The organism is Allorhizobium sp. GW101-3B10 (genome assembly GCF_059424725.1).
On record NZ_JBWKZR010000001.1, the window covers coordinates 2,879,052 to 2,901,635 of the forward strand.

Annotated in this window: 17 protein-coding genes; 5 read left to right on the forward strand and 12 right to left on the reverse strand. The window is 63.5% G+C overall.

All coding sequences use genetic code 11. The annotated features are described in order from the left end of the window. Positions 1-7: 7 nt before the first annotated feature. Positions 8-2,626, reverse strand: a complete 2,619-nt coding sequence (locus AC07Y0_RS14475; protein ID WP_498678399.1) for a DUF1217 domain-containing protein — start codon at positions 2,624-2,626, stop codon at positions 8-10. Between the two features lie 271 nt (positions 2,627-2,897). Here AC07Y0_RS14475 and AC07Y0_RS14480 point away from each other — a divergent pair, with 271 nt between their 5' ends. Continuing rightward, positions 2,898-3,464, forward strand: a complete 567-nt coding sequence (locus AC07Y0_RS14480; protein ID WP_498678401.1) for a DUF6101 family protein — start codon at positions 2,898-2,900, stop codon at positions 3,462-3,464. A 105-nt stretch (positions 3,465-3,569) separates the two neighbouring features. Here AC07Y0_RS14480 and ubiA read toward each other — a convergent pair whose 3' ends face one another. From ubiA to AC07Y0_RS14495, 3 genes are all read right to left on the reverse strand, one after another. Further along, positions 3,570-4,523, reverse strand: a complete 954-nt coding sequence (gene ubiA / locus AC07Y0_RS14485) for a 4-hydroxybenzoate octaprenyltransferase (RefSeq protein ID WP_498678403.1) — start codon at positions 4,521-4,523, stop codon at positions 3,570-3,572. A gap of 80 nt (positions 4,524-4,603) precedes the next feature. Next, positions 4,604-5,860 (reverse strand): cyclopropane fatty acid synthase, encoded by a 1,257-nt coding sequence (locus tag AC07Y0_RS14490; protein WP_498678405.1) that lies wholly within the window; start codon positions 5,858-5,860, stop codon positions 4,604-4,606. A 147-nt stretch (positions 5,861-6,007) separates the two neighbouring features. After that, positions 6,008-8,326: a Tex family protein gene (locus AC07Y0_RS14495; protein WP_498678406.1), complete on the reverse strand. Its 2,319-nt coding sequence runs from the start codon at positions 8,324-8,326 to the stop codon at positions 6,008-6,010. A gap of 166 nt (positions 8,327-8,492) precedes the next feature. Here AC07Y0_RS14495 and purD point away from each other — a divergent pair, with 166 nt between their 5' ends. From purD to AC07Y0_RS14515, 4 genes are all read left to right on the forward strand, one after another. Next, the gene (purD, locus tag AC07Y0_RS14500; protein ID WP_498678409.1) at positions 8,493-9,758 is read left to right on the forward strand and encodes a phosphoribosylamine--glycine ligase; all 1,266 of its coding nucleotides are present in this window, start codon (positions 8,493-8,495) and stop codon (positions 9,756-9,758) included. Between the two features lie 124 nt (positions 9,759-9,882). After that, positions 9,883-10,359 carry a plant virulence effector HPE1-like domain-containing protein gene (locus AC07Y0_RS14505; RefSeq protein ID WP_498678410.1) on the forward strand — a complete coding sequence of 159 codons (477 nt, stop codon included), beginning with the start codon at positions 9,883-9,885 and terminating at the stop codon, positions 10,357-10,359. A gap of 446 nt (positions 10,360-10,805) precedes the next feature. After that, on the forward strand, positions 10,806-12,644 hold the full coding sequence (locus AC07Y0_RS14510; protein WP_498678411.1) for a methyl-accepting chemotaxis protein: 1,839 nt from the start codon (positions 10,806-10,808) through the stop codon (positions 12,642-12,644). A 262-nt stretch (positions 12,645-12,906) separates the two neighbouring features. Next, positions 12,907-14,742, forward strand: a complete 1,836-nt coding sequence (locus AC07Y0_RS14515) for a methyl-accepting chemotaxis protein (protein ID WP_498678413.1) — start codon at positions 12,907-12,909, stop codon at positions 14,740-14,742. Between the two features lie 74 nt (positions 14,743-14,816). Here AC07Y0_RS14515 and AC07Y0_RS14520 read toward each other — a convergent pair whose 3' ends face one another. The 8 genes from AC07Y0_RS14520 to AC07Y0_RS14555 form a co-directional block, all read right to left on the reverse strand. After that, positions 14,817-15,323 (reverse strand): 2-thiouracil desulfurase family protein, encoded by a 507-nt coding sequence (locus tag AC07Y0_RS14520; protein ID WP_498678414.1) that lies wholly within the window; start codon positions 15,321-15,323, stop codon positions 14,817-14,819. A gap of 1 nt (position 15,324) precedes the next feature. Continuing rightward, a complete protein-coding gene (locus AC07Y0_RS14525; protein ID WP_498678416.1) occupies positions 15,325-15,672 on the reverse strand; it encodes a type II toxin-antitoxin system RelE/ParE family toxin in 348 nt (115 codons plus the stop codon). Further along, the gene (locus tag AC07Y0_RS14530; protein WP_115672236.1) at positions 15,617-15,868 is read right to left on the reverse strand and encodes a type II toxin-antitoxin system ParD family antitoxin; all 252 of its coding nucleotides are present in this window, start codon (positions 15,866-15,868) and stop codon (positions 15,617-15,619) included. Before AC07Y0_RS14530 ends, AC07Y0_RS14525 begins: the two co-directional genes overlap by 56 nt. Positions 15,869-16,237: 369 nt before the next feature. After that, on the reverse strand, positions 16,238-18,580 hold the full coding sequence (gene glyS / locus AC07Y0_RS14535) for a glycine--tRNA ligase subunit beta (protein ID WP_498678419.1): 2,343 nt from the start codon (positions 18,578-18,580) through the stop codon (positions 16,238-16,240). A gap of 227 nt (positions 18,581-18,807) precedes the next feature. Beyond that, entirely contained in the window at positions 18,808-19,101 is a 294-nt protein-coding gene (locus AC07Y0_RS14540) for an endonuclease domain-containing protein (RefSeq protein WP_498680242.1), read from the reverse strand. 6 nt (positions 19,102-19,107) lie between these two features. Continuing rightward, a protein-coding gene (locus tag AC07Y0_RS14545; protein ID WP_498673386.1) for an IS3 family transposase occupies positions 19,108-20,207 on the reverse strand; the annotation gives its coding sequence in 2 pieces (ribosomal slippage) (positions 19,108-19,955 and positions 19,955-20,207; 1,101 coding nt in all). Between the two features lie 61 nt (positions 20,208-20,268). Continuing rightward, positions 20,269-20,496: an endonuclease domain-containing protein gene (locus AC07Y0_RS14550; RefSeq protein WP_498678421.1), complete on the reverse strand. Its 228-nt coding sequence runs from the start codon at positions 20,494-20,496 to the stop codon at positions 20,269-20,271. Between the two features lie 154 nt (positions 20,497-20,650). Beyond that, positions 20,651-22,582, reverse strand: coding sequence for a DUF2207 domain-containing protein (locus AC07Y0_RS14555; protein ID WP_498678423.1), 1,932 nt, complete (start codon positions 22,580-22,582; stop codon positions 20,651-20,653). Between the last annotated feature and the right edge of the window lie 2 nt (positions 22,583-22,584).

Genomic DNA, 22,584 nt, shown 5'->3' on the forward strand with positions numbered 1-22,584 from the left:
GCAGCCATCACCCTGCGCGCAGCTGTGAAATCGACATCAGCAGGTCGGCATTGATGCCGACATTCCCCCCACCCATCAGGATCGACAGGGAGGGAGACGAGCCCCCGCCGTTTTCCAGGTCGTACATGATGGTGAAGCGCCGGACCAGCTTGGAGAGCTTCTCCGTGTCGGCCAGATCGGCAAGTTTCAGGTTCTTCTCGACGATCCGTGCCTGCTGGTCGATGTCCATGCTGGAGAGCTCGGCCGGCAGGCTGTAGGTGGTGCGGAAGAATTCGAGCAGCGCCGTGTCGCCGAGAATGTCGTAGGCCGAGGTGATCGACCCGGCCATGCGCTCGAAATAGAGCGCAAGCCGGACGCCGGCATTGTTGTTGCCTTCCTCCGTCTCCAGGGTCTGGCGCAGGAACAGGTTGAGCTCCTCGCGCACTTCGCCCGGTGTCTGGATACCGTCATTGGGCGTGCTGGCGACCTTGCCGTTCTCGTTGAAATTGAACGAGGCCAATAGTTCGGCAAAACGGCTGTCCGGCTGCTGGTGAACGAAGCTCTTCGGATCGCCGAGATCGGAGGCGAAGACCTTCTTCATGAAGTCGGCGGTGACGTTTTCGGGCGCGATCCCCTTGGCGACAAGCGCCACATCGACAAGCCGCCGGTCGCCGAGGAATTCGTCGAGCGTCTTCAGGCTGGAAATCTTGTCCTGGTAATACTCGGCCTCGGTCTCGGCATCCTTCTTGAGCTTTTCCTTCTGATCCTCGTCGGCGAAACGGGTCTTCTGGACGATGTAGTTCTTGGCATATTTCTTGATCGTACCTTCGTCCTGGGCCATCGCAGGCCAGCTCAGCTCGCCCTTTTCGTCGAAGTTGAACAGGCGTGAGAACTTGACGTAGCGGTCGTCCTTCAGCGAATTGGCAAAGCTCTTCGGATCGTCGAGGTCGCTCATCAGGACCTTCTTCATCGTCCGCTTGGAGATCTCGTCCGGATCGAGACCGACCGCCTGCATGGCGAAGGTATAGACGGCCTTGGTGTTCACCAGCTCGTCGACCGAGCGGATGCTGCCGCTGTCGGTGTTGAACGCAGCCAGCGCATTCTTGTAGGCCTTGATCGCGCGGTCGTCGGCTTCCTCGAAGGTATCGTCATAGCCCGAGAAATAACGGCTCGAAGTCTGCAACAACTGCTGCGGCGTCTGCGGCACATCACCGGCGGCAAGCGTGCCGTCCGCCTGGTAGTTGGTCGCCCGGGCCAGCGCGACGAAATTGTCGTAGTTCTTGTTCGTCTTGTACTGCTGATTGAGATAGCTCGCCGGATCGTCCGGATCGCTGGTGATGACGAACTTCAGCGTGGAGGAGACGATGGCGGCGCTGGTCAGCCCAAAGGCGGTCCGGAGGTAGGACACCAGCCGGCTGTCGGCCAGAAGGTCGTCGACCGTCGCCATGCTGCCGATCTTCGACTTGTAGTATTCGTCGTTCAGCATGGCGCCGGTTCTGGTGAGCCGGTCCTGGCCGAAGACATAGAGATCGGTCGTCGCCTTCTTGTTTTCGGCGGTCTGGGCCGAGCCAGCGGCCACGGTTCCGTCGCTGGCAAAGCCGAAGGCATTGGCCAGCTGTTCATAGGCGGAGAAGCCCGAGACCAGGCTCTGCAGCCGCTTGTTGTCTGCCTTGAGCTTGTTGACCAGCGCCGTCGTCTCGGTGCCGATCGGCGGCAGGATGGCGTTGTAGTTGTCGATGATGGTCTGCTGCGCCGAGAGAAGCGGCGGCACTTCGCTGACGTCCGTGACGCCGACGGCGGTGTACATCGCCTGGAGCTGCGCCTGCAGCGTGGCGATCTGCGCATCGAGCGCCGGAATGTCGGCGGCCGGTTCGAGCTTCTGCAGTTCGAGATTGTCGATCTGCCCCTGGATCACGGGCTGCTGGTCAATCACGCTCTGCATGGTCGCGGCCAGCGTCATGGCCGTCACCCGACCGTTGACGGCGGTCAGAATGGTGTTGTTGTTGGCGATCTGGGTGGAGGCCGCGTTCGCCTGGGGAAGAATGACCGTATTGTAGTAGCTGGCCGGATCGCTGACATTGCTCGACATCGCGCCGCGGACCATGTCGTAATTGTAGTTATTCCGGTCGATGCCGTAGGCGGTCAGCACATAGTCCCGCAGCCGTTCGTCGTGCAGGAAGACATCCACATTGGTCGTGCGATCGACCATGATCTCGTAGTAGCGGGTATCCTCGGCCAGTTGCTCGTCCCTGTTGACGATGGTGGCGTTGTAGAGCCCGATCACCTCGTCCGTCTGCGCTTCGGTCTGCGGGATCTTGGTCGACGACGAGAACGAAAAGGCGGCGGCGAAGTTGCGGTAACGGTCGTCGGTCAACTTGTTGGCATAGCTGTTGTCGTCGGTCAGGTCGCTTTCCAGAACCTTGCGCATGAACGCCTTGGCGTAGGTCATATCCTCGAGACCGTGCGCCTTCATGGCGAAGGAGTAGAGACGGTAGTCGTCGAGGAACTCGTCGACCGAGGTCACCTTGCCGATGTTCTCTTCGTAATAGGCCGACTCACGCGCAACCTGCGCGTCGCTGGCCGTGCGATTGAGGCTGGATTTGATATCGCGCACGACGAGGTCGTAGCTCAGATAGGTCGAAACCATGAAATCGGCTCTCTTGCGAACGAAGCATTGCAATTTTCGCAGATACTGGCGAACGAGGCTTGTCCCGGCCTGACACGGGCCCGGCCTGTTCACATTTTCGAAACCGTGCCGCCTTCGAAAACGCTAACCATTTGAGCCGGCAAAGTTTTTTTAACCGCGATTTTTAAGCTGTCTCTCAGGGGGAGCCGCTACCTTCACGCCATAGAGGACGAAAAGTCCCAGTCAGATGAACGCATGAAGCGCTCTCGGGTAAAACAAGGGTAGCATGAAGATGACGAACACGGTTATGAAGCCCGCATGGGCAGGCGCAACGTTGCGGCTGGATCCGACTCGGTTTCCGCAACAGGTCACCTACGCAGCGCGGGGTACTTCCGGCGATGTGACGATAACCATCGACGAACGTGGTGCCGTGCTACGCAAGATCCTGGCCTCGAGCGGCCTGCCCCTTTCATTCGCCCTGCCGGCGCGCGCCTTCAAGGGCGTAGCTGCACGGGCGATCGATCATGGAGACGGGGAAGTGACCGTTACGCTGGAACTACATCACGAAGATCCGGAGCTCTGCATCCCGCTTCTTGTCGCCCATGACCTCTGCGACATCGCCGCCGACTGGCGCGGCTGGGCGGATGCCTTCCGCATTCCCATGCTGATGGTCGAGGCCGACGGCGTCGCCCGCCCGCTCGAAGAACATCTCGGCGACGTCCGGGCCCGCGAAACGCAACCGCGCCGCCGCCATTCCTATTTCGCCGAGCGCCGCCCGCGCTTCCTGGTGCGCCGCACGACCGGCAAGCTCGGCGTGACGATGAAGATTTCCGGCAAGGAAATCATCGCCCGCAATTGAGAAAGCCCGGCTACGGCCCGGCCTCACCCATTAATCTCAGCTGATGCACGAACGGCCCGGATGCGAATCCGGGCCGTTTGCCTGTGCCACATCGGGACAGAGGGATCAGGCGAAGGGCAGTGCCGCCAGCAGGCCGAGGAAAAGGATGGCGCCGACCTTGTTGTTGAACTTGAACAGCGCCAGGCACTGCGCCGGATCGTCGATGTCGAGCACGCGGATCTGGTAGGCGAACATGCCGCCGGCGATCGCCAGGCCGACATAGGCGAGGAAACCGACGCCGGCAAAGGCAAAGGCGACGAACAGCAGGAAGAGCGTCAGGCCGTAGAGGCCGACCAGCCAGCGGCGCGTATCCTCGCCGAACAGGCGGGCGGTGGAACGCACGCCGACAAGCGCGTCGTCCTCCTTGTCCTGATGGGCGTAGATCGTGTCGTAGCCGATCGTCCAGGCGACCGCCGCCCCATAAAGGAACAGGCTGGCGACCGACAGCCAGCCGGCCAGCGCCGCCCAGCCCATCAACGCACCCCAGGAAAAGGCAAGGCCGAGGAAGAATTGCGGCCAGTCGGTGAAGCGCTTGGCGAAGGGGTAGATGGCGACGATCAGCAGCGAGGTGATGCCGAGAACCACGGCAAAGCGGTTGAGGCAGAGAAGGACCACCAGGCCGACCAGCGCCTGCGCCACGAGGAAAAGCTTGGCGTCACGCCGCGTCACGCGACCGGAGGGCAGCGGGCGCGAGCGCGTGCGCGCCACCGCCATGTCGATCTCCTCGTCGACGAGATCATTATAGGTGCAGCCCGCGCCGCGCATGGCGACCGAGCCGGCGAAGAAGAGGAACAGATGGAAGAGGAACAGCGGGACGCTCAGCTGTCCCCGCTCCGCCAGCACATTGGCCGCCAGCGCCGACGACCAGAAGCACGGCCACATCAGCAATTGCCAGCCGATCGGCCGGTCCCAGCGGGCCAGTTGCGCATAGGGCCAGGCGACGGGCGGCAGGACCCGATAGACCCAGTTGTCGGATGGCGCGTCGGCAACGCGCCCGTTCTGATCGGCGGCGGTGTTCATGGGCGGATTGATAGAACAAAGTCGCGACCAAGGGAACCGGGGGATTGGCCCGGCACCCTGCAAAGGCCGGCCGGCGGCCTTCAGAAGATCACCTTTTCCAGCGGCGGCCGGTTGGCGTCGAAGGCGGCGAGCGCCCTCTCCCGCTCCGCGATGTAGTCGCGGTTGTCGGGTACGGCCATGTTGCTCTTCGACAGTTGCATCTGGAAGATGAAGAAATTCTCGTGGGTGAAGGCCATTTCCGAGCCGGCGAGATAGAACTCCCACATGCGCACGAACCGCTCGTCGTAGAGCGCCGCCGCCTCCGCCCGCCGGGCGAGGAAGCGTTCGCGCCAGAGACGCAGCGTCCGGGCGTAGTGGTGCGGCAGGATCTCGATGTCGCGCACCAGGAGGCCGGCCTTTTCCACCGACGGCAGCACTTCGGCGAGCGAGGGGATGTAACCGCCGGGGAAGATGTAACGTTCGATGAAGGGATTGTTGAAGCGCGAGGGATAGGGCTGGCCGATCGAATGCAGCACCATCACGCCGTCGTCCTTCAGCAGTTCGGCGGCCTTGCGGAAGAAGGCGGCGTAGTTGCCGCGACCGACATGCTCGAACATGCCGACCGAGACGATCCGGTCGTAGGGCGCCGCCTTCATGGTGCGGTAGTCCTGCAGTTCGAAGCGGACGCGATCGTTGAGCCCGCGCTTGTCGACGCGTCCGCGCGAGACCCGCAACTGCTCGGTCGAAAGCGTGATGCCGTCGACCGTAACCTTGGAGGATTCCGCCAGATACATCGCCATGCCGCCCCATCCGGAGCCGACTTCGAGCACGCGCTGGCCCTCGTTGAGCAGCAGCTTGGCGGCGATGTGGCGCTTCTTGGCGACCTGCGCCTCATCGAGCGAGATACCTTCGGGACAGAAATAGGCGCAGGAATATTGCCAGTCGGCATCGAGGAAGAGATCGAAGAGCTTGGCCGACAGATCGTAGTGATGGGCGACGTTCTGGCGATTGCGGTTGATCGGCAGAAGCTTGCGCAGCTTGGACGCCGCACAGCGGGCAAGCCCGCGCCAGATCATGCCGAAGGTCAGGTCCTCGGACAGGGTGTTCGACTTGATCAGCGCCAGTAGCTGGTAGATGTCGCCGGCCTCGACCACCATGCGGCCGTCCATATAGAGCTCGGCGAGCTTGAGCTGGGGGTCGGCATAGAGCTGCTGCTCGGCTTCCGCATCGGTAAACCGCAGGGCGATCATCTCACCGCTGCCATCGCCGAAAACCTCGCTTCGACCATCCGCGTCGGTGATCTGGAGCGTGCCTTTGCGGACTATCCTGTTGAGCAGACTGCGTAGTGAAGAGGTCATGCATACCCCCGAAATACGACTAGCTTACACGAATGCAGCGAAATCTAACGCGTTATCGACGGGAGACAAGCGCCAGTTTGTTATACAAGCTTCATATTTGCTGAGGCATGGGCCTGGGGAGGGACCGATCGCCCCTCGCCAGCGATCCTATTTTTTGCGCATCGCCTCGGCCAATGCGGCTCCGAGGCCGCCCATGGCCGGGGTTTCCGGCTTGGCCGGGGGCTTGGCATTGGCGTGACGCATGGCACCCGTCGAGCCGCGCGCGTCGCGCATCGACGGCTGGGGCGCCTCGCCGCCGTCCTTGCGCATGGTGAGCGCGATGCGCTTACGCTTGACGTCGACTTCGACCACGCGGACCTTCACCACATCGCCGGCCTTCACCACTTCATGCGGATCCTTGACGAAGCGATCGGCGAGTTGGGAGACGTGAACGAGGCCGTCCTGATGCACGCCGATATCGACGAAGGCGCCGAAGGCGGCGACGTTGGTGACCGTGCCTTCGAGCAGCATGCCGGGCTTCAGGTCGGTGATTTCATCGACGCCGTCGGCGAAGGTGGCGGTCTTGAAGCTCGGGCGCGGGTCGCGGCCGGGCTTTTCCAGCTCGGCGATGATGTCCTTGACGGTCGGAAGGCCGAACTGCTCGTCGATGAACTTCTTCGGATCGAGGCCCTTGAGCGTGGCGCTGTCGCCCATCAGCGTGCGCAGGTCGCGACCGCAGGCGGCGACGATCTTCTTGGCCACGCCATAGGCTTCGGGGTGAACCGAAGAGGCGTCGAGCGGTTCCTTGCCGTTCGGGATGCGCAGGAAGCCGGCGCACTGTTCGAAGGTGCGGGCGCCAAGCCGCGGAACCTTGAGGAGATCCTTGCGGCTCTGGAAGGGGCCGGTCTCGTCGCGGTGGGTGACGATGGCTTCGGCGATCGAGCTGCCAAGGCCGGAGACGCGGGCGAGAAGCGGGACCGAAGCCGTGTTGAGATCGACGCCGACGGCGTTCACCGCGTCTTCGACCACGGCATCGAGCGAGCGGCCGAGCCTGCCCTGGTCGACGTCGTGCTGGTACTGGCCGACGCCGATCGACTTCGGCTCGATCTTGACGAGTTCGGCGAGCGGGTCCTGCAGGCGGCGGGCGATCGAGACGGCGCCGCGCAGCGACACGTCGAGGCCGGGGAACTCCTTGGCAGCCGTTTCGGAGGCCGAATAGACCGAGGCGCCGGCTTCCGAGACGATGACCTTGGTCGGCTTCGGCGCGGTGGCCGGCAACTGGGCCAGCATGTCGGCGACCAGCCGTTCGGTCTCGCGGCTGCCGGTGCCGTTGCCGATGGAGATCAGCTCGATGTTGTGCTTGCGGATCAGCGCGGCAAGCTCGGCCTGGGTGCCGCGAATATCGTTCTTCGGCGGGAAGGGATAGACGGTCGTCGTCTCCAGCACCTTGCCGGTGCCGTCGACGACGGCGACCTTGACGCCCGTGCGGATGCCCGGATCGAGGCCCATGGTCGGGCGCGAGCCGGCGGGGGCGGCGAGCAGCAGGTCCTTCAGATTGCGGGCAAAGACATGGATCGCCTCTTCTTCCGCCCGTTCGCGCAGGTCGCGCATCAGGTCGAGTGACAGCGAGACGGAAAGCTTGACGCGCCAGGTCCAGCCGGCGACGTCCATCAGCCACTGGTCGGCCGGTCCCTTGCCGGAGATGTCGTATGCGAGCGCGATGGTACGCTGGGCCGGCTTGATCGGCAACGGGTCGTCCTTGTCGACCTCGATCGACAGCGTCAGCATCTCCTCGTTCCAGCCACGCAGCATGGCGAGCGCCCGGTGGCCGGGAACGGTCGCCCAGCGTTCGGAATGGGCGAAATAGTCGGCGAACTTCTCGCCGGCCTGCTCCTTGCCCTCGACCACCTTGGAATAGAGGATGGCGCGGTCCTTCATGTCGTTGCGCAGACGGCCGATCAGGTCGGCGTTTTCCGAGATGGCCTCGGCGACGATGTCGCGGGCGCCTTCGAGCGCTGCCTTCACGTCCGGCACCTCGGCCGTGAGATAGGCTTCGGCAAGCTTGGCCGGGTCGGCGGCGCGATCGGCCCAGATCGCATCGGCCAGCGGCTGCAATCCCTTTTCGCGGGCGATCTCGGCGCGGGTGCGGCGCTTCGGCTTGAACGGCAGGTAGATGTCTTCGAGCTCGGCCTTGGTGGCGACCTTGAAGATCTTGCCCATCAGTTCATCGGTCATCTTGCCCTGCGAGGTGATCGATTCCACGATCGCCTTGCGGCGGGCGCCGAGTTCGCGCAGATAGGTCAGCCGTTCGGCCAGATTGCGCAGTTGGGTGTCGTCGAGGCCGCCGGTCACTTCCTTGCGGTAACGGGCGATGAAGGGCACGGTCGCACCGCCGTCCAGCAGTTCCACGGCGGCGATCACCTGCTCATGGCGGGCATTGACCTCGGAGGCGATGATCGCGGCGATGGATTTGATGTCGTCGGCCATGGGTATTCTCCAGATTTGCGAGCGGCGACCATAGCTGCGGCTGCGCCGAAGGCAAGAAATCGTGCCACCGCTCCACAGGAATGCAGAGGTTCCGGGTTTTTTCTTGACCTTTCCGGCCCCTGCCCTTAACCGCGCAGCTAACCCCAAGGCATTCGGAGGTCGGGCTATGAAGGTTCTGTTGATCGGTTCGGGCGGACGCGAGCACGCACTGGCCTGGAAAATCGCCCAATCGCCCTGGCTGACGACCCTCTACGCAGCGCCGGGCAATCCCGGCATTGCCGAGCATGCCGAACTCGTTCCGATCAGCGGCGACGATCACGAGGCGATCCTCGCCTTCTGCCGCGGCCACGACATAGAATTCATCGTCGTCGGGCCGGAAGCGCCGCTTGTCGCCGGCCTCGCCGACCAGCTGCGCGCCGAGGGCTTTGCCGTGTTCGGTCCGTCGGCGGCGGCGGCCCAGCTCGAGGGTTCCAAGGGCTTCACCAAGGACCTCTGCGCCCGCTACGACATCCCAACCGGCGCCTATCAGCGTTTCAACAATGCGCCGAAGGCAAAGGCCTATGTGCGCGCCCAGGGCGCGCCGATCGTCATCAAGGCCGACGGACTTGCCGCCGGCAAGGGCGTGACCGTGGCGATGACGCTGGATGAAGCCTTTGCCGCCATCGACGACTGCTTCGAGGGCGCGTTTGGCGAAGCCGGCGCGGAGGTCGTGGTCGAGGCCTTTCTCGACGGCGAGGAAGCAAGCTTCTTCTGCCTGTGCGACGGCAAGACGCTTGTGCCGCTTGCGACCGCCCAGGACCACAAGCGCGTCGGCGACGGCGACACGGGCCCGAACACCGGCGGCATGGGCGCCTATTCGCCGGCCCCGGTGATGACCCCGGAACTGGTCGAGCGCACGATGAAGGAGATCATCGAGCCGACCATGCGCGGCATGGCGGAGATGGGCACACCCTTTTCCGGCGTGTTCTTCGCCGGTCTGATGATCACGCAGAAGGGTCCGGAACTGATCGAATACAATGTCCGCTTCGGCGATCCGGAATGCCAGGTGCTGATGATGCGGCTGGAAAGCGACCTGCTGGCGCTGCTGCATGCGACCGCGACCGGCACGCTGGACCGGGTTTCGGCGGAATGGCGCGGCGAGACGGCGCTGACCGTGGTGCTGGCCTCCAAGGGCTATCCCGGCGCTTACGAGAAGAACACGCCGATCCGCTCGCTGCCGGACGCGACGGACAAGGCAAAGGTCTTCCATGCCGGCACGGCGCTGAAGGATCATCAGCTGGTTGCGACCGGCGGGCGCGTGCTCAACGCAACTGCGCTCGGTTCAAGCGTTGCGGAAGCCCAGGCAGCCGCCTATCGGCTGGTCGACGGGGTCGAGTGGGACAACGGCTTCTGCCGCCGCGACATCGGCTGGCGCGCCATCGGCCGCGATTGACGGCCAAAACGCCCCGAAAACCGACAAAAAAGGCCGAGGTCGGTAAAATTTGATCGATCGATCTGACCGGATTGCAAGACTCCGCAGGTAAAACTCTGCGTGAAAGCAATTCGGAGAGTTCGCGATGCGCCACCTTCTTGTCACTGCAGCATTCCTCGCCGTCACCGGTCCGGCCCTTGCCTCGTCGATCGAGATCGTCGGTCCCGCGTCGGCCAAGGGCACCAGCATCCTCGTCGTGAACTGCACCACCTGCCCCCCTCTCAAGGTGGTCGAGGACAAGAAGGCCTACAAGGTGCCGCAGATCCCCCCGGGAACCCAGGCCGCCGAGATCGTCGAGATCGACGGGGAGAACAAGCTGCGGCGTACTGAATCCTGGCTCGGCGGCTCGCCGGTCGTCTTCATCAGCAAGGCCGAGGGCTGGAGCACCGACGGCAGCGTGATCGCCGCAGCGGCCAGTATCCCGGCCGACGGCATCGACGTCAACGCGACCACCGCCGCCGTCCCGGGCGGCGCGGCTGCCGTGCCGTCCAAAGCAATGATGACCGGCCCCGCTGCGACCAGACGCCTCGACGTCACGACCTACGAATTGCGCCTGGACTGAGAAACGCGTGCGACTTCCCTGCCCCAACCCAGCCATACGATCCGGGCTGCGGGGCCTTCCGCTGCGAAGCGGGACAGACGCCTCGGCCATGCCGGGGCGTTTGGCTTGAAAAGGGCAATGTTTCGGAAGAGATGGGCGCCTAAGGGACGACAAGAGCCTTGATCCGCGGCAGCCAATCGATTGCTTTGGCGGTTCGCCGCAACCCTGCGATTTGTCCACATGTGCGCACATTCTTACAAGGCAACTGCTTCGTACCAGTTGATACTATTTTACTGTAAATTCTTGGGGTTCATTTGTAGTCGTCGGTCAATCATTTAAATTTTACAGGTTTCATCGGATTTTGCCGATATAACCCGGTAGCAGCATGATGCATACGCTCGCGAGCGCAAACCAACCTCGCAGGATCGGTAGGACACCGACCGGATCATTCGATTGAGCGAGGACCTATGAAGAATCTGCGTATCTCCCACCAACTCTTCCTGCTGATCGGCGCCCTGATGGTCGCGTTCGGCGTAGCCACATATTTCCAGATCAAGACTGCATCCGATTCCATCTATGCCGAGCGCTACGACATGCTGCGGTCGCAGGTGGAATCCGGCATCGCCATCATCAAGGGCTATGATGAACGAGTGAAGGCGGGCGAGATGAGCCAGGAGGAGGCCAAGACCCAGGCCTTCAAGACGCTCACCTCGATCAAGTATGAACCGAATGGCTATCTGTTCGGTCTCGACTATGACGTGACCATGATCTTTCACCCCGTGCAGAAACAGGTCGGCCTCGCGCAGAAGGGCCAGCCCGACAAGATGGGCAACCTCTTCCGCGAAGAGATGATCGAGAAGGCGCAAAAGGGCGGCGGCATTACCGAATATTACTGGGAAAAGCCGGCCAACCCGGGCGGCGACGTCTTCCTCAAGGCAGCCTACAGCCAGGCCTATGAACCCTGGAAGATCGTCGTCGGCACCGGCGTCTACATCGACGACCTGCAGCTGAAGATCAATGCAATGATCTGGAAGGCCGTGATGATCGGCGGCGCCGTCGTCGTGCTCGGCCTGATCGCCGCCTACGTCATCATCAACGGCATCACCAAGCCGCTCACCGCCATCCATGATGCCCTCGAGGCCGTCGCCGAAGAGAACGTGTCGATCGCCATTCCGCACACCGACATGGGCAACGAAGTCGGCATGATGGCCAAGGCCACCCAGGCGCTGCAGGAGAAGGTGCGTGAACGCCATGCCATGGCACGCCGCCAGGAAGAACAGTCCCGCGAGCTGGATTCCGAGCGCAACCAGAACGCCGAGATGCAGCAGGCCGAAGCTGCCCAGCAGGCGCGCGTCGTCACCACCATCGGTGCCGCCCTCGAAGAACTGGCTCGTGGCGACCTGACCGTGCGTTGCGGCGAACTCGGGCCGAAATATGCGGCGCTTCGCGACAACTTCAACGATGCGCTTTCCCATCTCGAGGCCGCCATGGCCAAGGTCAATGCCAAGGGCGTCGACATCTCCGGCTCGAAGGAAGAGATCCGCCGCGCCTCCAACGAACTGTCGCAGCGCACCGAGCGTCAGGCGGCCAACCTGGAGGAAACCTCGGCGGCTCTCGACGAGCTGACCGTCGCAGTCCGCCAGACGGCGGAAGGCGCCCATGAAGCCGCCAAGCGCGTGACTTCGGTCAGCACCGAAGCCTCGCGTTCCGACGCCGTCGTCGCCCAGGCGATCGGCGCCATGAGCGGCATCGAGCAGTCCTCGGCCGAGATCACCAAGATCATCGGCGTGATCGACGAGATCGCCTTCCAGACCAACCTTTTGGCGCTGAACGCCGGCGTCGAGGCAGCACGTGCCGGCGAAAGCGGCAAGGGCTTTGCCGTCGTCGCCCAGGAAGTCCGCGAACTCGCCCAGCGTTCGGCCGCAGCCGCCAAGGAGATCAAGGAACAGATTTCCAAGTCGTCGTCGCAGGTGCAGAACGGCGTGCAGCTGGTCGGCGAGGCCGGCGAGGCGCTGAAGCGCATCTCCGACCAGATCAAGGCAGCGAGCGACATCGTCACCAAGATCGCCCACTCGGCGTCCGAACAGGACACCACCCTGCGCTCGATCTCGTCGTCGATGAACCAGCTTGACGCCGCAACCCAGCACAATGCCGCCATGGCCGAAGAAACAACGGCTTCGGCCGAGGCGCTCGCCAGCGACACCGAAGAACTGCTGAACCTGATCCGCAGCTTCCGCGTCTCCGGCGCATCGCAGTCCGTCTCCTCGCTCGGCGGAATGACCCAGCAGATGCGTCGCGCCAGCTGAGGCGCCATGTCGACACGCCAATAAGGCTGCACATATTCAAGCCGCCGGAGGAAACTCCGGCGGCTTCTCCTTCTATTCGACGATTACGGTCCGGAGCCCCGGCTCTTTAGAATTTTATTTATTATGATCTGCAACTCTATCGCCTGAGTGCGATGCAGCACAGATCGACGCGCAGGAAGCGCGGAAACCAATATCGGCTGCAACCGCACTCACGCCCATGCATCGAGCGCCGCCAGCCAAGGCCCTATGTCTGAGAGGCGAAATGAAAAACCTTCGAATATCGATGCAGCTCATCCTGCTCGTCAGTGCGCTGATGGCAGCCTTCGCGCTCGCCACCTTCTTCCAGATCCGCTCGGCTTCGACGGCGATCTACAACGAGCGCTACGAGATGCTGCGCACGGAGGTCGAATCCGCCGTGTCCGTGCTGGAACAGTTCCACAAGCGTCAGCAGGCAGGCGAGTTTACCGAGGAACAGGCCAAGCTCCAGGCTTTCACGGTTCTCAACGGCATGAAGTACAATCCCGACGGATATTTCTTCGGCTACGACTACGACATCAACATGATGTTCCATTATGACGAGAGCAAAGTCGGCAAGAACCTGAAGAATTCGCCGGACCCCATGGGCAAGCTCTATCGCGAGGAGCTCGTCAAACTGGGTCGCGAGGGCGGTGGCCGTACCGACTTCTACGCCAGCAAGCCGGGCGAACCCAAGGACGTCTTCTTCCGCAAGAGCGCCTATGCAAAGGCTTTCGAACCCTGGAAAGTGGTGATCGTCACTGGTCTCTATATCGACGACCTCGATGCGCAGGTGAATGCGTCGATCTTCAAGGCGATCTCGGTCGGCGTGGGTGTCTTTCTCCTCGGTCTTGGTGCCGCCTTCTTCGTCATCCGTGGCATTTCCCGCCCGCTCAACGCGATCCACAAGGCGCTCGAAGCCGTTGCCGACGAGGACGTGACGATCACCATTCCGCATACCGACATGCGCAACGAAGTCGGCATGATGGCGACGGCCACCAAGGCCCTGCAGGAGAAGATCCGCGAACGCCATGCCATGGCCGAACGTCAGGCCCTGCAGGAAGCGGCCATCGGCGCCGAGCGCCAGCAGAATGTCGAGATGCAGCAGGCCGAGGCGGCCCAGCAGGCCCGCGTCGTCGCCACGATCGGCGCCTCGCTGGAACAGCTGGCGCAGGGCGACCTGACGGTCCGCTGCGCCGATCTCGGACCGAAATATGCCGAACTGCGCGACAACTTCAACGAAGCGCTGGGCCGGCTGGAAGAAGCGATGGGTCGGGTCAATCTCAAGGGCAACGACATCGCGGTGAGCAAGGAAGAAATCCGTCGCGCGTCCGGCGAACTCGCCCAGCGCACCGAACGCCAGGCCGCGAACCTCGAGGAAACCTCGGCGGCGCTCGACGAGCTGACCGTTGCCGTTCGCCAGACCGCGGACGGTGCGCGCGAGGCGGCCGGCCAGGTCAAGTCGGTGAGCGACGAAGCGCGCCAGAGCGATGTGATCGTCGGACACGCCATTGCCGCGATGAGCGGCATCGAGAACTCGTCGGCCGAAATCACCAAGATCATCGGCGTGATCGACGAGATCGCGTTCCAGACGAACCTGCTGGCGCTCAATGCCGGCGTCGAGGCGGCACGCGCCGGCGAAAGCGGCAAGGGTTTTGCCGTCGTCGCTCAGGAAGTGCGCGAACTGGCCCAGCGCTCAGCGGCAGCCGCCAAGGAGATCAAGACGCAGATTTCCCGCTCCTCCGAGCAGGTCAGCCAGGGCGTTCAGCTCGTCGCCCAGACCGGCGAGGCGCTGAAACGGATTTCCGGACAGATCGAGCGCGCCAATGACGTCGTCTCGAAGATCGCCCACAGCGCCCAGGAACAGGACACCACGCTCCGCAGCATCTCCAGCGCCGTCAACCTGCTTGACACCGCCACCCAGCAGAATGCCGCCATGGCCGAAGAGACGACGGCCTCGGCCGAGGTCCTGGCCAATGACACCGGCGACCTCTTGGAACTGATCCGGGGCTTCAAGGTTTCCAACGGCGCCCGTTCGAGCCAGCCCGGCAGCATGGCCCAGCCGATGCGCATGGCCGGCTGAGCCGGACGGTCCTGCCCTTCAATACGAGCCGCCGGGGGACACTCCGGCGGCTTTCGTCATTTTCGGGAATGGGTTCAGGACGCGACTTCGGGCTCGCCGTCCAGGCGCGCCACAAGCGCGTCGATCTCGCGGTCGGAATAGACCGCAATGCCGGCCCGGCGCATCAGCGCCGCCGTCACGCCATGGCCGGGATGGCGGCCACCGGAAAAGCTGCCGTCATAGATGAAACCGGAGCCGCAGGACGGGCTGCCGTCGATCAGCAGGGCAAAGGCGCAGCCATTGGTCCGGGCGAATTCGACCGCTTTGTGGCCACCCTCGACGAAGGCGGCTGACACATCGCGCCCGGTGTTCTCCACCACCCGCGCCAGCCCCTCGATCACATCCTCCCCGCCCATGCCGCCCTCGATCTCGGCCGGCGGACGCGGCGTGGGCAGGCCACCGGCCTGTTCGGGGCAATAGCCGACGATCCGGCCTTCGGCCTGCCAGCGGGCGATGGCCGGATGATGCAGCGGCTTGCCCTTGCCGTCGTAACGGACCGGGCGGCCGAGCAGGCAGGCGCTGATGAAGATCTTTGTCGGCATGCTAGTCGTCCAACTGTCGGGCGGCGTCCGCCCTCGCGTGAAGCACGCGTGCGATCTCGATGTCGCCATCGGTGGTCAAGACATAGAAGATCAGATGCGACCCGGCCCGACGGCGCCGATAACCGGGACGCAACCACCCGACATCGTGGCCGGAGGACGGATGCACGGAGATTTGCTCGATGACGTCCAGCAACTGACCGAGATAGACTTCCGCCTGCGCCTGGGACCAATGATCTGCGGTATACAACCCGATGTCGCGAAGATCCCGTTCCGCGGTCTGGCGAAACCGGACCTTAACCACGGGATCGCCAGGCTTCGCGCATCGACTCCATGAAAGCGTCTCGATCAAAGTCGCGCGCCGGCCCGCAATTTTCGCTCTCGATCAATGCCTCGCGCAATCTGTCGATCTTCGCCTGCTCCTCTTCGAGCAGCCGCAATCCGGCCTCGACGACGGCCTCGGCCGAACTGAAACGGCCGCTCTCCACCTGGCTGTCAATGAAGCTGTCGAACGGCTCGCCGATCGTGACGTGAACTGGCTTGTTCATGGACTGCTCCTGGGACGGGGAAGCTGAGATCTGCAGATTATCACAGCCACTCGAACGAGACAAAAGGTCACCGTCCATCCACGCCAAAGCCATGCTTCGGCCGGACGGGTGTTGGCATCGAGATTGGGATCCTCGGCTCAAGGCCGAGGATGACCGGCCTACGGGCGAGGATTGGCGCTGACGCGGGACCGCACTACCTTGCCCTTCGCTTGAGGCTCAGGGCGTTCGGCACTCCAATCGATTCGCTGGATCGATTGGTCCCGCTAACGCGGGACCGCGCCCTGCCCGGCCCTTCGCTTCAGGCTCAGGGCGTTCGGCGCTCCAATCGATTCACTGGATCGATTGGTCCCGCTTGCGCGGGACCACGCCTCACCCCGTGATCTTGGAGAAATCGGCGACGGTTCCGGTGGCTTCGCGGATGGCCTTCAGCAAAGCGAGGCGGTTGGCGCGGATGGCTGCGTCGTCGTCGTTGACCAGCACGTCGTCGAAGAAGGTGTCGACCGGGGCGCGCAACTTCGACAGCGCCTGCATGGCCGAGCGGAAGTCTTCCCTGGCCACAGCATCGGCGGCTTCGGCGCTGGCGGTTTTGATCGCGGCATAGAGCGCCTTTTCCGCATCGAGCGTCAACAGCGCTTCCGACACGCCGTCGGCGACGACCGTGCCCTTCTTCTCTTCGGCCGCGAGCAGCTGGGTCGCGCGCTTGGTGCCGGCGAGCAGGTTGATACCGTCTTCCGATGTGATGAAGGCGGTCAGCGCCTCGGCCCGGCGGGCGACCATCAGCAGGTCGTCGGCCTCGGGGGTGAGCACCGCATCGATGATGTCGTGGCGAGCGCCCTGGTCGCGCAGGTAGACCTTCAAGCGGTCGTGGAAGAAGGAGAGGAGGTCGGATGAAACACCCCAAGCAACAATTGAAATGTCCTCCGCAAACCCTTCAACAGCCTCTCTTCCATGAAACTTGGTTTCGATTTCAGAGACTACTTCAGTTGGCATCAGCTTTTCTTCAATGAGCTGGTTCGCCGCAACCAATGCGCCTGCCAGTCCTTGCTCTCTTTTGCTGATGTAGATTTCCACCAAGGGCAGCATGGTCGCCCTCAGTAGCCGTAGCTTAATTCCCCGTTCCAAGATCATCCGCACCACACCCAGTGCCGCACGGCGCAACGCATAGGGGTCCTTCGAACCGGTCGGCTTCTCGTCGATCGCCCAGAAGCCGGTGAGCGTATCGAGCTTGTCGGCAAGCGCGACCGCCAGGCCGACCTTGTCTTCCGGCAGGCGGTCGGAGGGGCCGTTCGGCTTCCAGTGGTCCTCGATGGCGGCGGCGACGGCGGCGTCCTCGCCCTGCAGGAGCGCATAGCGGCGGCCCATCAGCCCCTGCAGTTCGGGGAACTCGCCGACGGCTTCGGTGCGGAGATCCGCCTTGGCCAGCACCACAGCGCGGTCGACGAGCGCCGCGTCGGCACCGACGATCAGCGCCAGTTCCTTCGCCAGCGCGCGGATGCGGGCGACACGCTCGCCCTGCGTTCCGAGCTTGGCGTGGAAGGTGACGTTCAGCGCGTCGAGCTTGGCCATGCGCTGGTCGAGCGGCTTTTTCAGATCCAGGCCGAATTTTTCGGCCGAGACCTTGAGCGTGTCGAGATCCGGCAGGTCGCCCTGGTCGCGGGTCCAGAAATGCTTGGCGTCCGACAGGCGGGCGCGCACGACTTTGCCGTTGCCGTGCATGATTTCCTTGCCTCCGTCCTTCGCCTCGATGTTGGAGACGAGGACGAAATGGTTCGACAGGCCTTCGGTTGCGCCATGCGGGCGGGTGACGAAGCACTTCTGGTTGGTCTTGATCGTCAGCCGGATGATTTCGGCCGGGATCGCCAGGTAGTCCTGTTCGAAGGTGCCGAGCAGGACGTGCGGATATTCGACGAGGCCGGAGACTTCCTCCAGCAGACCCTCGTCCTCGACCAGATCAAGCCCGTTGGCGAAGGCGAGATTGGCGGCGTCCTGGGCGATGATCTGCTTGCGGCGCTCGGCGTCGAGAATGACCTTGGCCTTTTCCAGGCTCGCGACATAGTCGTCGAAGCGGCGCACGGTGATGGCATCCGGCGCGTGGAAGCGATGGCCGTAGGTGACGTTGCCGGCGATGATGCCGTCGATCTCGAAGGGGATCACGACGGTCTCGTCGTGATCGGTGCCGAAGGTGCAGACGATCGACTGCAGCGGGCGGACCCAGCGCAGCACTTCCGGCCCCCTGCCCTCGACGCCGGCATAGGTCATGCCCTTCGGCATGGAAGCGGCGCCCGAGCGCATCGGCTTCGGCCAGGGGAAGGTGCGGATGATGCCGGGCATCACGTCGGCGACGATGTCCTGGGCCGCGCGGCCCGGCTTGTCGAGATAGGCAACATAAAAGTCGCCCTTCTTCGGATCGGTCTTGACGATCGCCTGGTCGATCGCGGAAAGCCCCGCTCCGCGCAGGAAGCCGTCGATCGCGGCCTGAGGCGCGCTGACGCTCGGGCCCTTCTTCTCCTCGCGGATATCGGCCGACCGGGCCGAGAGGCCGCGAATGTCCAGCGTCAGGCGCCGCGGCGTCCAGTATTCCCGCGCACCCCCGTAATTGAGGCCGGCCTCCACCAGCGCGTCGGTGACGAGCTTCTTCAGATCGCCGGCCGCCTTGCGCTGCATGCGGGCGGGAATCTCTTCGGAGCGGAGTTCGAGCAGAAGATCGGGCATGTTCTCTTTCCTCACCCTCCCCTTAAGGGGGAGGGTCGGACCGCAGGTCCGGGGTGGGGTGACAAAAAGCTAGACCCTGCTAGCAAAATTTGCCCGGTCCGTACAATCGTGAATTTGGCATGGCAAGGGAGAGAACAGGGGAGCGAGGTGCCGCATCCCCCCACCCGCCGCTTCGCGGCGACCTCCCCCCTCTAGGGGGAGGTGGGTGTCCCGCCGCGGATGCAGCCTCAACCACCCTCCCCTTGAGGGGGAGGGTCGGGCCGCAGGTCCGGGGTGGGGTGAGCGACGGCTGAACCGGCCAGCGCGGCCTGCCGCTCCTCCACCACCGCGAAGATCGTGTCGAGCACAGCGTCGAGTTCGCTCAGTACTTCATGATTCCAGAAACGGATGACCTTGTAACCTGCAGCCTCGAGCACACGGGTCCTCGCTAGATCATACCGCCGGGCGGCATCGTCGGCGTGTTGACTATGACCTGAGACCCACTTTCCCTCCAGTTTTCGGGAGAGTCTTGGGTTTTTAATCTGGCCTCATGCGGCCTGTTTTTCCATAGCCATTTTCATTGCGAACTCGCTGGGGGTGATATTGCCCAGCGACGAGTGGGGTCTGCTCCTGTTGTAATCCTCCTTCCATGCGTTGATGGCGGCTCGGGCCTGAGTGAGCGACGAGAACAGGGTCTCGTTGAGGCACTCGTCACGGAAGCTGCCGTTGAAGCTTTCGACGAAGCCGTTCTGCATCGGCTTGCCTGGGGCGATGTAGTGCCATTCGACCTTTGCTTCCTGGCACCATTTGAGGATGGCCATACTGGTCATCTCCGTGCCGTTGTCCGAGACAATCGTCCTCGGCTTTCCCCGTCTGGCGATGAGACTATCCAGTTCGCGGGCAAGCCGTGCCCCCGACAGGGATGTGTCGGCGACCAGGCACAGGCATTCACGGGTGAAGTCGTCGACCACCGCCAGCACCCGAAAGCGACGACCGTCGGTGAAGGCATCGCTGACGAAGTCCAGGCTCCAGCGCTCGCCCGGACGCGACGGCAGAGCCAAAGGACGTCTCGTCCCCAAGGCCCGCTTTCGGCCGCCGCGCTTGCGCACCGTCAGCTTCTCCTCGCGATAGAGACGTCGAAGCTTCTTCAGGTTCATGACCATCCCCTGCCGGTCGAGCATCACGTGGATACGGCGATAGCCGAAGCGACGACGCTCGGACGCCACCTTCTTCATCGCCTCGCGGATGGACGCATCGTCCGGCCGCACGCTCCGATATCGCATGCTCGAACGATCCACCGATAGAACCTCGCACGCCCGACGCTGGCTCACCCCGTGCTGCGCACAGACGTGAGCCACCGCATTCCGCTTCACATCGGGCGTCACCATTTTTTTGCAGCGACATCCTTCAGGATCGCATTGTCCAGCATGGCCTCGGCGAGCAGCTTCTTCAGCTTGGCGTTCTCGTCCTCGAGCGCCTTCAGCTTGCGGGCATCGGACACGTCCATGCCGCCGTACTTCGCCTTGTATTTGTAGAAGGTTGCATCCGAGATGCCGTGCCTGCGGCAGACATCGACTGTCTTCGCGCCCGCCTCCTGCTCCTTCAATATTCCGATGATCTGTTCTTCCGTGAACCGTGAACGCTTCATTCGTCCGTCTCCTTGATGTGACGGACTCTACCAAATTCTGGAGGAAGTTCAGGGTCTCAGGTCAACTACCATCCAGTTCGATGACCAGGCCGACCTGATGGCAGGCAAAATCGGCAAAGAAACGGCCAATCGGCACCTGCCGGCGAAAATGGGTTCCCGCGATCGGGATGCGCCACAAATGCCGCCAAAGCCTGCGTTCGGCATCGGTCATGGTTGCCCGCAGGCGGCGCGCATTGACGCGCTTGAAGCGATCAAGTGGAGACGGAGGCTTTGCCATGAAGCTCACCATGGGGCAGTCGACGGGCCTACGCTAAAACCTAAACCGAACGATACAAAGCCACAACCGTAGCGAGATCTTTTGGTGGCAAGTCTGCCCGCTGCAAAGGTCACCCCCACCCGCCGCTTCGCGGCGACCTCCCCCCCTCAAGGGGGAGGTGTGGCTCCTACCAGCCTCCCCCGCCGCCACCGCCGCCGCCGCCGCCCGAGGAGCCGCCGCCGGAGGAGAAGCCGGAGGATGAGCTCTTGGGCGGGGCCGGGATGGTGGAGGCGATGGTCGAGGCCATGGCGGACGAGAAGCCGCCGATCCGGCCGCCGAAATCGCCGGGATGGGCGCCGTGATACCAGGCCGGCTGATAGCTGGCGGCAGCCGCACCGGCGGCGGCCGAGGCGAGCCAGGTTTCGAAGGTCTCGGTCCACGGTTTTTCGACGCCGAGCGCGACGGCATAGGGAAGAAGCGTCTCGAAATGCTGCGGCGACATTTTCGGCGCCCCTTGCATGTTGAGCCGGTCCTTTTCGGCGAGCGTCAGATAGGTGCGCAGGCCCTCGATGCCGTCCATCAGCTTGCGCCCGACCGGCGTGGGGGCGCCCATGAGGAAGAAGAACAGCGCGTTGAGCAACACGATGCCGCCCACCGCGACCAGCACGGAGATCTGATGGACCTCCGAAAGGTCGATGAAGATCGCCAGAACCGACACCAGAGACATGGCGACTGCAACGAAGCCGAGGATCGCCAGCCCGACGATGGAAATGATCCTGACGACAAGCGGCGCCCCCCGCCGCACGCCACGGCCGAGCCGCACGGCGAAGCCGCCGAGAAAGGCCGACATGACGATCGGCGCAAAGAGGAGCCCTATCGTGTCCTCGGTCAGCGAACCGAAGATCAGCAGTGCTGCGAGCGCGGCAATGCTCAGCGCCACGCCGCCGAAGATATAGCCGCCATTGCCGCGGTAATATTTGCCGCGATGCTCCTTCTCGATCGCGTCACGGAACTTCTTGCCGACGCTCTGAACCCGCTTGCCGTTCGCCTTGTCGATGGTGAGGCTGGCCCCCGGCCCGCCGAGCGCGTCAATCAGGCTTGCCTGGCCGGCCGGCAGTTTTCCCCTGACCGGCTTGTCGGTGCGGTTGACGACGATCGAATTCTCGAGATCGTCGAGCACCACATAGCCCTTGACCGCGAGATCGAGCAGCGAGGCGGACAGCGCCGTCCAGCCTTCGCCGGAAAATCCCTTGTTGTCGATGTAGTTGACCAGAGCGGGGGATAGGCCCTCCGGCGGATCCCAGCGCGGCACCATGACGCCCTCTTCCGGATCGCGGCCGACCGCGATCCACAAGCGCAGATAGTAGAAGAAGACGAGGCCGAGGCCGCCATAGCCGATGATCGCATTGATGTTGTCGCGCAGCCACCACCAGGTGCTCTTCTCGCTCGACGGCGCAAGCACGGCCCCCTTGGGCAGGCCGACGACGATCGTCAGCCCTTCGCCGATACCGAGCGGCGCCGTCGTTTCGAAATACGCCCCGTCATCGGCGCGCTGGTAGCGGGCATTGGTCTCGGTGGAACCGAGAGGGCCGGTGGAATAGGCCGTCTGCGTGGCCGTCACGCCATCCGGCAGGATCACGTTGGCCGACGCTTTAAGGATCGGGAACTTCCAGCCATTGCCGGTGACGTTCCAGTAGAGCTCGTCGTGATCCTCGAAGTAGCGGATCTGCCGGCCGGTCGTGTAGGTGACGGTGTAGGTATAGTCGCCCGGATCGAGGAAGACGTCGGCGGAACCGGCATAGATGCGGATGCCGCCGGAAATGCTCTCGGTGTGGTAATCCTCCGGCTCGCCGTCGCGCTCGACCGAGACGAGGTCGAAATCGACCTTGATGCGCCGGCCGTCGGCATCCTCGGCATAGAGCGGAAAGTCGCGGAAGATGCCGCGCTTGACGTCCTGGCCCTCGGCGCGGACCGTGATCGTCTCGGTCACGCTGAGCGTCGCATCGGGAGCCACCGCGATGTCCGCGTGATAGTCGCGGATGACCTCGGCGGCGGAAGTCTGCCCGGCCGCAGCAAGAAGGACGAGGACTGCTGTCAGGAGGCCGAGCACCTTGTTCATAA

Excerpts from the sequence above, each read along its gene's own strand:
- AC07Y0_RS14505 (WP_498678410.1), top strand. The coding sequence starts at position 9,883 with ATGCGCCACCTTCTTGTCACTGCAGCATTCCTCGCCGTCACCGGTCCG.
- AC07Y0_RS14510 (WP_498678411.1), top strand. The coding sequence starts at position 10,806 with ATGAAGAATCTGCGTATCTCCCACCAACTCTTCCTGCTGATCGGCGCC.
- AC07Y0_RS14555 (WP_498678423.1), bottom strand. The coding sequence starts at position 22,582 with ATGAACAAGGTGCTCGGCCTCCTGACAGCAGTCCTCGTCCTTCTTGCT.
- AC07Y0_RS14550 (WP_498678421.1), bottom strand. The coding sequence starts at position 20,496 with ATGGTGAGCTTCATGGCAAAGCCTCCGTCTCCACTTGATCGCTTCAAG.
- AC07Y0_RS14475 (WP_498678399.1), bottom strand. The coding sequence starts at position 2,626 with ATGGTTTCGACCTATCTGAGCTACGACCTCGTCGTGCGCGATATCAAA.
- ubiA (WP_498678403.1), bottom strand. The coding sequence starts at position 4,523 with ATGAACACCGCCGCCGATCAGAACGGGCGCGTTGCCGACGCGCCATCC.
- glyS (WP_498678419.1), bottom strand. The coding sequence starts at position 18,580 with ATGCCCGATCTTCTGCTCGAACTCCGCTCCGAAGAGATTCCCGCCCGC.
- purD (WP_498678409.1), top strand. The coding sequence starts at position 8,493 with ATGAAGGTTCTGTTGATCGGTTCGGGCGGACGCGAGCACGCACTGGCC.
- AC07Y0_RS14530 (WP_115672236.1), bottom strand. The coding sequence starts at position 15,868 with ATGAACAAGCCAGTTCACGTCACGATCGGCGAGCCGTTCGACAGCTTC.
- AC07Y0_RS14520 (WP_498678414.1), bottom strand. The coding sequence starts at position 15,323 with ATGCCGACAAAGATCTTCATCAGCGCCTGCCTGCTCGGCCGCCCGGTC.
- AC07Y0_RS14495 (WP_498678406.1), bottom strand. The coding sequence starts at position 8,326 with ATGGCCGACGACATCAAATCCATCGCCGCGATCATCGCCTCCGAGGTC.
- AC07Y0_RS14480 (WP_498678401.1), top strand. The coding sequence starts at position 2,898 with ATGACGAACACGGTTATGAAGCCCGCATGGGCAGGCGCAACGTTGCGG.
- AC07Y0_RS14490 (WP_498678405.1), bottom strand. The coding sequence starts at position 5,860 with ATGACCTCTTCACTACGCAGTCTGCTCAACAGGATAGTCCGCAAAGGC.
- AC07Y0_RS14515 (WP_498678413.1), top strand. The coding sequence starts at position 12,907 with ATGAAAAACCTTCGAATATCGATGCAGCTCATCCTGCTCGTCAGTGCG.